Raw genomic sequence first — 13,849 nt, 5'->3', positions numbered from 1 at the left:
GTGTTCGTCGACGAACCTGGCCCAACCGAATGGGGCGCCGAGCAGGTCGGGGTGGGTCCGTGGGCGGGTCCGGCCCCTGATGATCCGCGGTTGGACCCCGAGCTGCTCGCCGAGGGCGACCGCCGCAACGTGGTGGACGCCTACCGGTACTGGCGGCGGGAGGCGATCGTGGCCGACCTGGACACCCGGCGGCACGGCTTCCACGTGGCCATCGAGAACTTCCAGCACGACCACAACATCGGCACCGTGGTGCGCACCGCCAACGCCTTCGCCGCCCGCGCGGTGCACATCGTCGGGCGCAAACGATGGAACCGGCGCGGCGCCATGGTCACCGACCGGTACCAGCACGTGCACCACCACGAGGACATCGCCGCGCTGGCGGCGCACGCTCGTGAGCAGGGCCTGGTGGTGGTCGGGGTGGACAACACCCCTGGCGCGGCCCGGCTGGAGACGGTGACCCTGCCCAGGGACTGCGTGCTGCTGTTCGGGCAGGAGGGGCCGGGGCTCACCCCGGCGGCGGCGCGGGCGGCCGAGCTGACCGTGTCGATCGCCCAGTTCGGCTCCACCCGCTCGATCAACGCAGGCGTGGCCGCGGGCATCGTCATGCACGCCTGGGTGCGGGCGCACGCGGATCTGGACACGGCCTGGTGAGATTCCCGGTGCGTCGGGTGGCGGTTGCGCCGATCCGTCCCAGGCGGCCCGGACCATGGGCGGATGAGTGGCAGGCGGAGCGGCCGGGGCGATGACCGGCCCGAGCTGTGGGCGGCGCGGGCGGCGGTGGCCGAACGCGCGGTCTGCGCCCGCCAGCTGCGCCGCGGCCTGCTGACCGGCCGCCTGCGCGAACTCGATGTCTGGCCCGCGAGCCGGTTACGGCCGCCGCGGCGCTCGCCGTGGCGGGCCACCCTGCTGGACTGCGCGGTGGACGCCTGGCTGCGCGCGCCGACCGCCGATCGGCAGGCCCGGCTGACCGGGCTGATCCGCGGGCTGCGGGCGCGGCCGAAACAGCTGGGCAACGCCGAACTGGCCGCGCTCGCGCTGGCCCTGCACCGCGCGCACAGCCGGGCCGCGGCACCCGCCCGGCCCGCGCTGGCCCGGCTGGCCCTGCGCAGGCTGCGGGAGAGCTGGAGCGATCACGCAGGCGGCGGCCTGTGGTCGGACGAACCGGCCGGGCGCAAGGGCGCGCCTGCCAACGGCGCGGCCGCGCTGCTGTTCGCCCAGCTGGCCACCGAGGGCGGGGAGAAGGCCGATCTGCACCGGGCCCGGTCCACAGTGGACTGGATGCGGCAGCACCTGCTCGACGACGGTCTGGTGGTCACCGGCCTGAGCGTGGCCCCAGACGGCGGCCCCGGCGCGCTGGACCGGGCGATCTCGGTGACCGGCAACGCCTATCTGCTCGGCGCCTGCGCCCGGCTGGCGGTCAGCACCGGCGAACGCGGCTGGCCGGAGGCCGCCGCCGGGGTGGTCACCGCGGTGGCCGACCGGCTGGCCGACGCCGACGACGTGCTGCGCGGTCACGAACCCGGTCCGGCGCTGGGCATCCTGTCCCGCAACCTGGCTTCGGCCGCGCTGGCCCTGCGCGACGATCCGGCGGCGGTGCTGGCCGCGCGGGTGGTCTTCGCCTCGGCCGAGGCGGCCTGGCGCAACCGGGCGGTGGCCAGGGGCGGCCCGCTGTTCGGTCCGGAGTGGACGGTCCCGGCCATCTCACCCACTGAACGCCCGGTGGCCGGGGAGGCCCCCGCGCCGGGACCGCGGGCCGAGCGGGAGCTGTCCGTGCAGCTCGCGGGCTGGCTGGCGCTGGAGTCGGCGGCGCTGCTGGAGCGGGCTGGCCATAAAGGCAAACACAGCGACGACCGCGGCTCCGCCCGCCGCCCCCGCACCCTCTAAACTGCCGCTCCGTGCGCGTCCTGGTGATTGGTTCCGGTGCCCGAGAGCACGCCCTGCTGCTTGGCCTGTCCCGTGATCCCGGGGTGACCGCGCTGGCCTGCGCCCCCGGCAACGCGGGCACCGCCGCGGTCGCGGAGAACTACGGCGTGGAGGCGACCAGCCCGGCCGCGGTGACCGCGCTGGCCGCGGAGTGGAAGGCCGACCTGGTCGTGGTCGGCCCGGAGGCCCCGCTGGTGGCCGGGGTGGCCGACGCGGTGCGTGCCGCGGGCATCCCCTGCTTCGGGCCGTCGAAGGAAGCCGCCCGGATCGAGGGCTCCAAGGCCTTCGCCAAGGAGGTCATGGCCGCCGCGGGTGTGCCGACCGCGCACAGCGAGATCGTGGACAACCCGGCCCGGCTGGACGCCGCGCTGGCCCGGTTCGGCCCGACCTGGGTGGTCAAGGACGACGGGCTGGCCGCGGGCAAGGGCGTGGTGGTCACCAGGGACCTGGACGCGGCCCGCGCGCACGCGATGAAGCTGCTCGACGGCGGCCACCCGGTGCTGCTGGAGTCCTTCCTGGACGGTCCAGAGGTGTCGCTGTTCTGCCTCACCGACGGCCGCACCGTGCGCGCGCTGCTGCCGGCCCAGGACTTCAAGCGGGTCGGCGACAACGACAGCGGCCCGAACACCGGTGGCATGGGCGCCTACGCCCCGCTGCCCTGGGCCGCCCCCGACCTGGTCGAGACCATCGTGGCCACGGTGGCCCAGCCGGTGGTGGACGAGCTGGCCAAGCGCGGCACCCCGTTCCAGGGCGTGCTCTACGCGGGCCTGGCGGTCACCTCCGAGGGCCCGTCGGTGATCGAGTTCAACTGCCGCTTCGGCGACCCGGAGACCCAGGCCGTGCTGGCCTTGCTGCGCACCCCGCTGGCCGGTCTGCTGCTCGCGGTGGCCGAGGGCGGGCTGGACGAGCAGGCCGAGCTGGACTGGGCCGAGGGCGCCGCGGTCACCGTGGTGGTCGCGGCCGAGGGCTATCCGAGCCTGCCGCGTACCGGCGACGTGATCACCGGCGCGGACGCCGAGGGCGTGCTGCACGCGGGCACCCGCCGCCGCGACGACGGCGCGGTGGTCTCCGCGGGCGGCCGGGTGCTGTCCGTGGTCGGCACCGGGGACGACCTGGACGCCGCGCGCGCCGAGGCGTACCGGCGGGTGGACGGGGTGCACCTCACCGGTTCACACCACCGAACGGACATTGCCCTGAAGGCAGCCCAGGGAGCCCGCTGACGTCCTACCCTCCCCACTGTGGGGATGGTCAAGTTCAACCGGGAGGCGCTGGAGGGCTGCCGCACCACGGTGGCAGGCCAGGCCGGTCAGTTCGGCGCGGTCGGCGACGGCTTCCCCAAGGCGGCGAGCAACGCGGCCATGTTCGGCAAACTCGCCGACTCCGGCGCGTTCGCCCAGGCCCTGGACGCCCTGGACAAGTCGATGAACGAGGACTTCAACGCGGCCGAGACGCTGCTCGGCAAGATCGACCGGGCGCTGGACGCGGTGGCGCGCACGGTGGCGGACACCGAGCGCGCCAACGCCGACGGGGTGCGCCGGTGAGCGCCAGGGACGCGGTCGCCGGCCTGCCCGGCGGCCAGGCCCTCGCCGAGATCTGCGACAAGGTCAACGGCGATCCGGAGGCCATCCGCGCGGTCGCCACCCGGTGGACCGAGGCCGCGGGCAAGGCTGGCGAGTGCGCCGGCGCGGTGCGCAAGTCGGTGACCAGTCTGGACGCCGCCTGGCAGGGCAGCTCCGCGGACGGCTTCGTCGGCTACATGGGCAAGTTCGACACCGCGGCCACCGCCGCGCAGACCACCCTCACCCAGGCCGCAGGCGACCTCCGGGCCGCCGCGGACGCCCTCTCCGGCGCCGAGCAGTCGGTGAACACCATCTGCGAGAACCTGCTCAGCCGGGTGCGCACCTTCAAACAGCAGAACCGGAACCAGCCGGATGAGGACGTGCGGCCGGTGATCGAGGGCTTCGTCAAGGAGGCCATCGCCGACGCCCAGCCCAAGGTCACCGAGGCCGAATCCGCCCTGCGCGGCGCACTCGGCGCCCTGCGCGGCCGGTCCGCCGAACCCAAGTTCGCCAAGCTCGACGCCCCCGACGGCCAGCCCTTCGCGCCCGCACCGGGCAAGAAGGTCGACTGGCAGCCCAGCCCCGAGCCGAAGAAGGAAGACCGACCGGCCGAACGACCGCGGGAGAGCGGCGGCGGGTCCGGTTCCAGCGGCGGGGGTGGCAGCACCGGCGGAGGCGGCGGTGGTGGCCTTGGCCCCAGCGGCGGACCACCGCCCGGCGGCGGGCCCGCGCCACAGGGCCAGGTGGCCGAGTGGATCAACCAGGCCATCGAGATCCTCAAGGCCCAGGGCTACCCGGTGGACAAGATGAACCCCAACGACATCTGGATGATCATCCAGAAGGAGTCCGGCGGCAACCCGCAGGCGATCAACAACTGGGACTCCAACGCGGCCAAGGGCACCCCGTCCAAGGGCCTCATGCAGACCATCGACCCGACCTTCGACCGCTGGTCAGTGCCAGGCCACAAGGACATCTGGAACCCGGTGGACAACATCATCGCGGGCATCCGGTACTCGGTGGAGCGCTACGGCTCGGTCTCGAACGTGCCGGGAGTGGTCGGCGTGAAAACCGGATCGGGTTACCGGGGTTACTAGGCGCTGTTTAGGCTGCGGCCATGGCCCAGCCGACCTCGCTGTTCTCCGTCGCCGCCCGCGCCGACATCCCGCCGTTCCACGTCATGGACGTGGTCTCCGCGGCGGCCAGGCGGCAACGCGAACGCGGTGACGTGCTCTCCCTCGCCGCCGGGCAGCCGTCCAGCCCCGCGCCCGCGCCGGTGCGCGCGGCCGCGGCCGAGGCGCTGGCCAAGCAGACCCTGGGCTACACCGAGCAGCTCGGCATCCTGGAGCTGCGCAGTGCCATCGCCGGGCACTACGGGCGCACCTACGACCTGGACGTCAGCCCGGAGGACGTGGTGGTCACCACCGGGTCCTCCGGCGGGTTCCTGCTGGCCTTCCTGGCCGCCTTCGATCCCGGTGACCGGGTCGCGCTGACCAGGCCCGGGTATCCGGCCTACCGCAACATCCTGCGCGCGCTGGGCTGCGAGGTGGTCGAGTTGCCGTGTGAGCACGAGACCCGGTTCCAGCCAACCGTGGAGCTGCTGGAATCCCTGGACCAGCCGATCAAGGGGCTGATCGTGGCCAGTCCGGCCAACCCCACCGGCACCGGACTGGACCCGGCCGAGCTGGCCCGGATCGCGCAGTGGTGCGCGGCCAACGGGGTGCGGCTGGTCAGCGATGAGATCTACCACGGCATCAGCTACGGCCAGCCACTCGGCTGCGCCTGGCAGACCTCGCGGGAAGCGATCGTGGCCAACAGCTTCTCCAAGTACTTCGCGATGACCGGCTGGCGGCTGGGCTGGCTGCTGCTGCCCGCCGGACTGCGTCGCGCGGTGGACTGCCTGACCGGCAACTTCACCCTGTGCCCGCCCGCGTTGTCCCAGTACGCCGCGGTGGCCGCCTTCACCCAGGAGTCCTACGCCGAGGCGGACGCGCACGTGCTGCGCTACCGCACCAACCGGGACCTGCTGCTGGCCGGACTGGCCGGACTGGGCATCGACCGGGTGGCCCCGGCCGACGGCGCCTTCTACGTCTACGCCGACATCGGCCACCTCACCGAGGACTCGATGGGCTTCTGCCGGAAACTGCTGGCCGACACCGGGGTCGCGGTGGTGCCGGGCATCGACTTCGACCCGGTGCACGGCAACCGGTTCGTCCGGCTCTCCTTCGCCTCGGCCACCGCGACCATCACCGAGGCCGTGGCGCGCATCGGGAGCTGGCTGCCCACGCTGTGACCCGGGGCATAGCCGATACCCGACCAACGGGGCGGCAGCCGCGGAAAACCCGCGCCTAGCGTCGGGACGTCCTTCCCTCACCGTCCAGAAAGGACGAACGGATGCGCGCCTCGACCTTCCTCCGCCGCCTGGCCGCCACCGCCGTGGTCACCGTGGTCGCGGGCCTCGGCCTGTCCGCCCCGGCCAGCGCCGAACCCGTCATGACCCTCTCCGGAGCTGAACTCGCCGTCGCCCAGCAGGGCCTGCGGCACCAGTTCACCAAGGAGGAGACCAAGTTCCTCTACGACGCGGCTAAGACCGGCGGCGAAACCCTGGTCTCGCTGGGGTGCAGCGTGATCGTGCCCGCACCGGCCAACGCGCTGTGCGGACCGGTGGCCAAGTTCGTGGTGACCCTGGTCGCCTCGCCGTTCAACCCCAACGGCCGCTGTCTCGCACTGTGGGCCGATCTCCAGGAGTTCCCGCCGATCGGGGCCAAGTACAACGACTGCTGATCAGCCGGATTCGGTGCCGGTGCCGCGCACTCCCGCCGACGGCCAGCCGCAACCGCCCTCGCGGTCCGAGCGCAGTTTGACCGACAGGTGCGACATGACATCGCCCAGCGCGTCGATCTGCCCCGGGGTGAGCTGGTCGATCAGCGCGGCCCGCACCGTCTCCACATGGCTGGGCGCGAAGCTCTCCAGCGCGGCGTATCCCTCCGGCGTGAGCACCGCGAAGTACCCGCGGGCGTCATCGGGCACCGCCTCCCGGCGCACCCAGCCGCGCTGCTGCAACCGGTCGATGACGTGGGTGAGCCGCGGCCTGGCGGCCACCACCTGCGCCGCCAGGTCCGCCAGCCTGATCCGCCGCTGCGGGGTCGCGGACAACCGCACCAGCACCTCGTACTCGAAGTGCGTGATGCCGTGGTCCCGGCGCAGCTGCTGGGCCACCCGCTCCTCCACCAGGCGGCTGGCGTCCAGGAAGTGGACCCAGGCGCGCATCTGGGCTTCGCTCAGCCAGCGTGGTTCGCTCACCTGGCCATTATTGCCAAAGGGCCGGATGGAACTCCGCTGGCCGTTCGATCGTTCATCGACCGAGAGGTTCGCGAGGGGAGAGCGTTATGTTGATGATCATCGGGATCCTGCTGGTCGGCTGGATCGCCCTGTCCGTGATCGGGTTCCTGGTCAAGGGACTGTTCTGGCTGGCCATCGTGGGTGGCGTGATCTTCGTCGGGGCCACCGCGGTGGCCTGGGTCAAGAAGCAGAACCGCCAGATCCACTGAGCTTCCCGGCCAGGTAGGCGCGGGCGTCCGCCGCCCCGGCCCACAGCCTGGCGTCCAGTCCCGCGGCCAGCGCGCCGTCGATGTTGACCTGGCGGTCGTCGAAGAACACGCACTGCTCCGGCAGGGCATCCAGCCTGCGCACCAGCTCGGCCCAGATCTCGGGGTCGGGCTTGGCGTATTTCAGGTCGCCGGAGAAGACCAGCGTGCGGAACTTGGCCGACCAGTCCCGCTGCTCCACCGCACGCCCGAAGGCGGCGGGCGCGTTGGACAGCAGTGCCAGCGGCACCCCGCGCACATGCAGCTCGTCCAGCAGCGCCTCGGCTGCCGGCTCGAAGACCAGCCAGCCCTCGCCGTCGGCCTTGGTCAGCGCGACCACGGTCTCCTCGTCCACCGCGACCCCGAGCCGATCGCCCACCGCGCGCCAGTACTGCGCGTCCGGGCAGCCGCGGTCATAGGCCTCCCGCTCGGCCCAGTAGGCGGGCTCGAACTCCGCCGCGGTCACGCCGAGTTGCTGGGCCAGCGCGGGCAGCGCGGCCGTCTTCCGGCTGAGCACCTCGCCGTAGTCGAAAACCACCCAGTACATGTGTTCCCTCTCCCCTTATCGCGCCGCGGTCTGGTTGCGGAGCACGTCTTCCTTCTCGATCCGGCGCAGGACCTCCACGATCCCGGCCCGGTCCACATCCCGGTGCGTGACGAACCGGACCTGCCCGGCCATCGGCGTGGCCAGCACGCCCGCGCCGGTCAGCCGCTGCAACGCCAGGTCCAGGTCCGGCACCCCGGCCAGCAGGATGTTGGTCTGCGGCCGTTGCACCCGCCAGCCCTGTTCGGTCAGCCCGTCGGCGAGCAGCTGGGCGTTGGCGTGGTCCTCGGCCAGCTCGCCCACCCGCTCCAGCGCGAGCAGTCCGGCCGCGGCCAGCACACCGCCCTGGCGGACCCCGCCGCCGAGCATCTTGCGCACCCGGCGCGCCTCGTCGACGAACTCCGCCGACCCGGCCAGCACCGAACCCACCGGTGCGCCCAGGCCCTTGCTCAGGCAGGACTGCACCGAGTCCGCGCCCACGGTCAGCGCCGCCGGTGGCACCTCAAGGGCCACCGAGGCGTTCCAGATCCGGGCCCCGTCCAGGTGCACCCGCAGCCCGGTCTGGCGCGCGGTGGCGACCAGGCGGGTGTGCTCCTCGATCGGCACCACCGCGCCACCGGCCGCGTTGTGCGTGTTCTCCAGGCACAGCAGCGTGGTGCGCAGCGCGTAGTACGGACCGGCGGCGCCGGCCGCCGCGCGCACGGTCTCCGGCGCCATCCGGCCGGGTCCCAGCTCGCAGGGCAGTTCGGCAGGCATGCCGCCGGCCAGCCAGGCGGGCGCGCCCAGCTCGTTCTGCAGCACGTGCGCGTCCTTGGCGGCCAGGAAGCGGTCGCCGCGGCGCAGGTGGATCATCAGCGCGATGATGTTGCCCATGGTGCCGCTGGGCACCCATAGCGCGGCGGCCATGCCGAGTCGTTCGGCGGCGCGTTCCTCCAGCGCGCGCATCGTCGGGTCGCGGTCCAGGACGTCGTCACCGACCTCGGCGGCGGCCATGGCCGCGCGCATCCGGTCATCGGGCTTGGTGACGGTGTCCGATCGCAGGTCAATCGGAGCCGAGTAGGTCACGATACGATCACACCACACTCGCCGCCGCGGATCGAGCGGCGAATGCCCAGCTCGCGGGCTCGGGCACGCGGGGGGTGACGTGGATCTCTTCCCGGGAACGTGCAACCGTTGTGCGCAGTTGTTTCGTCCAGTAGGTGCAAGCAGACGAGCGGAGAGTTCCGCGTGGACCATCACGAGGAGCAGGAGTTCGCCGAGTACTTCCTCGCCAGGCGCGATGCGGTGCGACGGACGGCCTACCTGCTCTGCGGCGACTGGCACCGGGCGGATGACCTGGCCCAGACCGCGTTCGTCGCGTTGCACCGGCGCTGGCGCAAGGTCAGGGACAAGGGTGCCCTGGATGCCTATGTCAGACGCACGCTGGTGCGCGCGTCGATCGACGAGTCCCGGCGGCCGTGGCGGCGCGAACGCGTCGTGGACGAGCTGCCGGAGACTCCGGCGAGCACACCGGAGGTCGGTGACTCGGTGGCCACCAGGTCGGCTCTGCTCGACGGCTTGCGGCGGGTCCCGCCGCGTCAGCGCGCGGTGCTCGTGTTGCGGTTCCTGGAGGGTCTGGACGTCTCGGCCGCGGCCAAGGCGCTGGGCTGTTCGGAGGGAACCGTGAAAAGTCAGACCGCCCGCGGGCTCGATGCCCTGCGGGAGGCGCTGGGTGACGCACTGGACGATCTGAGGTCCGCCACATGAGCGGGATCATCGGGTCGAGGAGGTGGATGTAGGTGGACGAGCACAAACTCGCGGACGCCCTCCGCGATGCCGTGCGTGAGGTGCCACCGCCGTCCTTCAACGAGCAGGACGTGGTCACCGCCTCGCACCGGGCGAGCGCGCGGCAACGGAAGCTGATCCTGTCCGGATCGACTTTCGGCGCGGCGCTGCTGCTCGGCGGCACGCTGGTGGTGAGCAACCTGCTCGGACCGGAGCCGACCCCGGCGAACACGGCGTCCTCTGGTGAGGCCACGGCGGAGGGCGGCGTGCTGCGCGGCCCCGGCGGTGATGCCTCCACCGCGGATCCCGGCAACCCCGGCACCAGCCGGTCCAACCCCAAGACCTCGCCTGATGTTTCCAAGCAGGGGGAAACATCAGCGAGCGCCGGCCCCTCGGCCGGTGGCACCGAAGGGTGCGGGATGGCGGACCGGAAGCTCGCAGCCGCCCTCGCCGCCGAGCTTCCGGCCGTCACCTCCCTTCCCCTGGAACAGCCCCAGGGCGAGCTGTGCACGGCACCGGGTTCGCGTGGGGTCGCGCTGAAGCTGCCCGACGGCGAGCTGACCGTGGTGCTCGGCCCGGACGGCGGCCCGATGGCCAGGAACGGCCAGGCGTTCGAGGGGCCGGAGCGTAGCCGCGGCTACACCGCCTACACCGCCAAGGGCGCCCCGCTGACCCTGTTCAGCAAACCGGTCAAGGGCAAGCCCACCCCGCCGTACGCCGCTGATCTGGAACGGTTGGCCAAGGCGCTCTCCGAGGTGTTCTGAGTCCGTTTCTGGCACGATCGCGGGTTATGTCCGAGACCCCCGGCAGACATCCCGCGAGCACGCCCAAGGGCGAGCGCAGGCGGCACGCGCTGATCGAGGCGGCCGCCGCGCTGCTCGCCGAGGGCGGGTTCGACGCCATCCGGCATCGCGCGGTGGCCGAGCGGGCCGAACTGCCGCTGGCCTCCACCACCTACTACTTCAGCTCGCTGGACGATCTGGTGGCGGCCGCGATCGAGCACAGCTCCCGGGCCGAGCTGACCTTCGGCCGGACCTGCCTGGACGAGCTGTCCGACCGGGACGGTCCGGTGTGCGCGGCGGACCTGGTCGAGCTGATGCTGGACCTGCTGCTCGGCCGCGCCTCCAGGGACGGCGGCCTGGAGCCGGTGCTGCTGCGCTATGAACGCCTGGTCGGCAGCGCCCGGCGGCCCTTCCTCACCGAGCTGATGCGCGGCCTTGGCGAGGAGCTGATGGCCCTGCTCACCGAGTTGTTCGCGCATTCCGGCACCCCGGTGAGCCGGGAAAGGCTGAACGAGCTGGTCGCGCTGGTGGACGGCGCGGTGGTGAACGCGCTGATCGAGAGCAACCCGGATCCCAGGGACGGCGCCCGCCGGATGTTGCGGGCGAACCTGCCCGGCCGCGGCTGACACCGTGCAACCTGTTCCCGGCTGCCTCCGTGAGTAAAGGCGGATCTGGGTGATGGGAGGCGCTGGATGCGAGCCGAGGATGACGCGAGCTATCGAGAGTTCGCCAGAGCGAAAGCCATGTCGCTACGGCGGCTGGCCTACCTGTTGTGCGCGGACTGGCACCTCGCCGAGGACTTGACGCAGACAGCGCTGATCAAGATGTACCGGGCCTGGCCCAAGGTGCAACGGAAGAACACCGTCGACAACTACGCGCGGCAGGTCCTGCTCCGCTGCTGGCTGGACGAGCGAAGGAAACCCTGGCGCACCGTCGAGAACCGCGACGGCCAGGTGCCCGACCAGCCCGGCGCCGACCTTGATCCCGCACTGGCCGGACCGGCCACGGGGACCAGGGACCTACTGCTGCGCGCGCTCACCGAGATCCCACCGCGGCAGCGCGCCGCCGTGGTCCTCCGCTACTGGGCAGACCTGTCCATCGCGGATGCCGCGATCGCGTTGCGCTGCTCGGAAGGGACCGTCAAGAGCCAGGCCGCGCGGGGGCTGGACGCCCTGCGCGCGGTCGTCGAGCGGCTGGACGTCGAGTACGTGCCGGCCGCCGGGAGGAGCGTGTGATGAAGGACAACCAGTTGATCGACGATCTGCGCGGAATCGGCGGAGCGGAGCCGCCATTGGGCTTTGACCCGGACCGGGTGGCCGACACCGCGGCCAAGCTGCACAAGCGGCGGCGGGCCCTGACCGGGGTCAGCCTCGGCGTCGCGGTGGCGGTGGCCGCGACCGCCTTCTCGGTGAGCCTGGTGCTGCCGGGCGATGCCGAGGAGGACATCGGGATGGCGGCCGCGCCGACGAGCTGGCCCACGGTGACCGTGGCGCCACGGCAGTCGGATATGCCCAGCCCCAACGTGGACCTCAGCAAGCAGATGGAACGGCTCAAGGCCGAGCTGCCGGAGATCATCGAGCAGGCCAAGCCGGGCGCGCAGCTCAAGGTGGGGCGGATTGACCAGTATCAGCCCAACAACTGGGACCACGTCTCCATCGGCGTCGGGTTCGTCGGCCCGAGCGGCGAGCAGAACTACAACCTGGGCATCTTCGGGAAGGCGATGAAGTACCAGGGCGGCTTCAACCTGAACGAGAAGTGCGCGGTGCTGGTCTACCCGCCGGTCAACGGAAAGCCGCGCACTGAGGAGCCGGGACCGGGCACCCGGTGCCAGAAGTTCCCGCGCAAGGACGGCAGCACGGTGGTGGTCGAGGAGCAGATCGTGACCCTTAATGGCTCGATCGGCGCGAGCGGGGTCCCGGAGGGCGAGAAGTTGAAGATGCTGACCGTCAGCCACTTCCGCACCGACGGCACCCTGGTCCAGTTGCTGGGGACGATTGGGGTGCCGATGGGAGTACCGCAGGCGCTCACCGACAACGAGGCGGTCCGGATCGTCACCAATCCCGGGCTGAACCTGAATTAGCCGGAACCAACGGGGGGATCCGGACATCTCACAGTGGCCGGCGCTGATCTTCAGCGTCGGCCACGTGGCGGTCGACACTGGGGGTGCCGACCGCCACGTGCTCATATACGCGCTGGTCAACTAGGCTGTGTGAACGTGACCTCGACCAAGCCGCGCATTCCCAACGTCCTGGCCTCCCGGTACGCCTCGCTTGAGCTGGCCCGCCTGTGGTCGCCCGAGCACAAGGTGGTCCTGGAACGGCAGCTCTGGCTGGCCGTGCTGCGGGCCCAGGTGGATCTCGGCATCGAGGTGCCCGCCGGTGCGCTGGCCGATTACGAGCGGGTGCTGGAGCAGGTCGACCTGGGCTCCATCGCCGAGCGGGAGCGGGTCACCCGGCACGATGTGAAGGCCCGGATCGAGGAGTTCAACGCCCTGGCCGGGCACGAGCACGTGCACAAGGGCATGACCTCGCGGGACCTCACCGAGAACGTGGAGCAGCTGCAGATCCGGCTGAGCCTGGAGCATGTGCGGGACCGGGTGGTCGCGGTGCTGGCCCGGCTGGGCGCGCTCTCGGCCGAACACGCCGAGCTGGTCATGGCCGGGCGTTCGCACAACGTGGCCGCGCAGGCCACCACGCTGGGCAAGCGGTTCGCCACCGCGGCCGATGAGTTGCTGACCGGGTTCGGCCGGCTGGAGGACCTGCTCGCGCGGTACCCGCTGCGTGGCATCAAGGGCCCGGTGGGCACCGCGCAGGACATGCTGGATCTGCTGGACGGGGACGCGGACCGGCTCGCCCGGCTGGAGACCGCGGTGGCCGGGCATCTCGGGTTCGGCCAGGTGCTGACCAGTGTCGGCCAGGTCTACCCGCGCTCGCTGGACTTCGAGGTGGTCACCGCGCTGGTGCAGCTGGCCGCCGGGCCGTCCAGCCTGGCCAAGACGATCCGGCTGATGGCAGGGCACGAGCTGGTCACCGAGGGCTTCAAGCCCGGTCAGGTGGGCTCCTCGGCCATGCCGCACAAGATGAACACCCGGTCCTGCGAGCGGGTCAACGGCTTCGCGGTGATCCTGCGCGGGCACGCCTCGATGGTCGGCGAGCTGGCCGGGGACCAGTGGAACGAGGGCGATGTGTCCTGTTCGGTGGTGCGCCGGGTCGCGCTGCCGGATGCCTTCTTCGCCTTCGACGGGCTGCTGGAGACCTTCCTGACCGTGCTGGACGAGTTCGGCGCCTTCCCCGCGGTGATCGGCCGCGAACTCGACCGCTACCTGCCGTTCCTGGCCACCACCAAGGTGCTGATGGCCGCGGTGCGGGCCGGAGTGGGCCGGGAGACCGCGCACGAGGCGATCAAGGAGAACGCGGTCGCCACCGCGCTGGAGCTTCGTGAAGGTTTGGAACGAAACGACCTGCTGGACCGGTTGGCCGCCGATGACCGGCTGCCGCTGGACCGGGTCGCGCTGGACGCGCTGCTGGCCGACCGGCTGCCGTTCACCGGCGCGGCGGGCGCGCAGGTCAGCGCGGTGGTGACGCGGATCGAAGCAGTGCTGGCGCGGTACCCGGAGGCGGCCAAGTACAGCCCCGGCGCCATCCTCTGAACCCGGTTTCGAACCGGCAGAACTGGTGCCCCGGTACTTCGGAA

Annotated in this window: 17 protein-coding genes; 14 read left to right on the top strand and 3 right to left on the bottom strand. The window is 71.9% G+C overall.

What is annotated here, in order from left to right; genetic code table 11:
- The 7 genes from ACTOWY_RS10915 (at position 1) to ACTOWY_RS10885 (ending at position 6,263) form a co-directional block, all read left to right on the top strand.
- On the top strand, positions 1–651 hold the full coding sequence (locus ACTOWY_RS10915; RefSeq protein WP_441309479.1) for a TrmH family RNA methyltransferase: 651 nt from the start codon (positions 1–3) through the stop codon (positions 649–651).
- A gap of 63 nt (positions 652–714) precedes the next feature.
- Positions 715–1,884, top strand: a complete 1,170-nt coding sequence (locus ACTOWY_RS10910; protein WP_441309478.1) for a glycoside hydrolase family 76 protein — start codon at positions 715–717, stop codon at positions 1,882–1,884.
- A gap of 11 nt (positions 1,885–1,895) precedes the next feature.
- A complete protein-coding gene (gene purD, locus ACTOWY_RS10905; protein WP_441309477.1) occupies positions 1,896–3,143 on the top strand; it encodes a phosphoribosylamine--glycine ligase in 1,248 nt (415 codons plus the stop codon).
- A gap of 18 nt (positions 3,144–3,161) precedes the next feature.
- Positions 3,162–3,464, top strand: coding sequence for a hypothetical protein (locus tag ACTOWY_RS10900; protein WP_441309476.1), 303 nt, complete (start codon positions 3,162–3,164; stop codon positions 3,462–3,464).
- Entirely contained in the window at positions 3,461–4,576 is a 1,116-nt protein-coding gene (locus ACTOWY_RS10895) for a WXG100 family type VII secretion target (protein WP_441309475.1), read from the top strand. Before ACTOWY_RS10900 ends, ACTOWY_RS10895 begins: the two co-directional genes overlap by 4 nt.
- A 20-nt stretch (positions 4,577–4,596) precedes the next feature.
- Complete coding sequence (locus ACTOWY_RS10890; protein ID WP_441309474.1) at positions 4,597–5,772, top strand: pyridoxal phosphate-dependent aminotransferase; 1,176 nt, start codon at positions 4,597–4,599, stop codon at positions 5,770–5,772.
- 101 nt (positions 5,773–5,873) lie between these two features.
- Entirely contained in the window at positions 5,874–6,263 is a 390-nt protein-coding gene (locus ACTOWY_RS10885) for a hypothetical protein (protein ID WP_247755239.1), read from the top strand.
- Here the strand turns inward: ACTOWY_RS10885 and ACTOWY_RS10880 are convergent, their stop codons facing one another.
- A complete protein-coding gene (locus ACTOWY_RS10880; protein WP_247755240.1) occupies positions 6,264–6,782 on the bottom strand; it encodes a MarR family winged helix-turn-helix transcriptional regulator in 519 nt (172 codons plus the stop codon).
- 86 nt (positions 6,783–6,868) lie between these two features.
- Here ACTOWY_RS10880 and ACTOWY_RS10875 point away from each other — a divergent pair, with 86 nt between their 5' ends.
- Positions 6,869–7,030: a hypothetical protein gene (locus ACTOWY_RS10875; RefSeq protein ID WP_441309473.1), complete on the top strand. Its 162-nt coding sequence runs from the start codon at positions 6,869–6,871 to the stop codon at positions 7,028–7,030.
- Here ACTOWY_RS10875 and ACTOWY_RS10870 read toward each other — a convergent pair.
- Positions 7,002–7,613, bottom strand: a complete 612-nt coding sequence (locus tag ACTOWY_RS10870) for an HAD family hydrolase (RefSeq protein ID WP_441309472.1) — start codon at positions 7,611–7,613, stop codon at positions 7,002–7,004. The genes ACTOWY_RS10875 and ACTOWY_RS10870 overlap by 29 nt on opposite strands.
- 15 nt (positions 7,614–7,628) lie before the next feature.
- Complete coding sequence (locus tag ACTOWY_RS10865; RefSeq protein ID WP_441309471.1) at positions 7,629–8,675, bottom strand: threonine aldolase family protein; 1,047 nt, start codon at positions 8,673–8,675, stop codon at positions 7,629–7,631.
- A gap of 162 nt (positions 8,676–8,837) precedes the next feature.
- Here ACTOWY_RS10865 and ACTOWY_RS10860 point away from each other — a divergent pair, with 162 nt between their 5' ends.
- The 6 genes from ACTOWY_RS10860 (at position 8,838) to purB (ending at position 13,805) form a co-directional block, all read left to right on the top strand.
- Entirely contained in the window at positions 8,838–9,356 is a 519-nt protein-coding gene (locus tag ACTOWY_RS10860; protein WP_247755244.1) for a SigE family RNA polymerase sigma factor, read from the top strand.
- A 32-nt stretch (positions 9,357–9,388) separates the two neighbouring features.
- A complete protein-coding gene (locus ACTOWY_RS10855; protein ID WP_441309470.1) occupies positions 9,389–10,138 on the top strand; it encodes a hypothetical protein in 750 nt (249 codons plus the stop codon).
- A gap of 26 nt (positions 10,139–10,164) precedes the next feature.
- Positions 10,165–10,782 (top strand): TetR/AcrR family transcriptional regulator, encoded by a 618-nt coding sequence (locus ACTOWY_RS10850; RefSeq protein ID WP_441309469.1) that lies wholly within the window; start codon positions 10,165–10,167, stop codon positions 10,780–10,782.
- 66 nt (positions 10,783–10,848) lie between these two features.
- Positions 10,849–11,391, top strand: coding sequence for a SigE family RNA polymerase sigma factor (locus ACTOWY_RS10845; RefSeq protein ID WP_441309468.1), 543 nt, complete (start codon positions 10,849–10,851; stop codon positions 11,389–11,391).
- The gene (locus tag ACTOWY_RS10840; RefSeq protein WP_441309467.1) at positions 11,391–12,236 is read left to right on the top strand and encodes a hypothetical protein; all 846 of its coding nucleotides are present in this window, start codon (positions 11,391–11,393) and stop codon (positions 12,234–12,236) included. Before ACTOWY_RS10845 ends, ACTOWY_RS10840 begins: the two co-directional genes overlap by 1 nt.
- A gap of 135 nt (positions 12,237–12,371) precedes the next feature.
- Positions 12,372–13,805 carry an adenylosuccinate lyase gene (purB, locus tag ACTOWY_RS10835; protein ID WP_441309466.1) on the top strand — a complete coding sequence of 478 codons (1,434 nt, stop codon included), beginning with the start codon at positions 12,372–12,374 and terminating at the stop codon, positions 13,803–13,805.
- Positions 13,806–13,849 lie beyond the last annotated feature (44 nt).

This window comes from Crossiella sp. CA198 (assembly GCF_052078295.1).
In the GTDB taxonomy this organism is placed as follows: domain Bacteria; phylum Actinomycetota; class Actinomycetes; order Mycobacteriales; family Pseudonocardiaceae; genus Crossiella.
The sequence above is the reverse complement of the archived record's forward strand: the minus strand, read 5'-3'. Positions and strand labels throughout refer to the sequence as shown.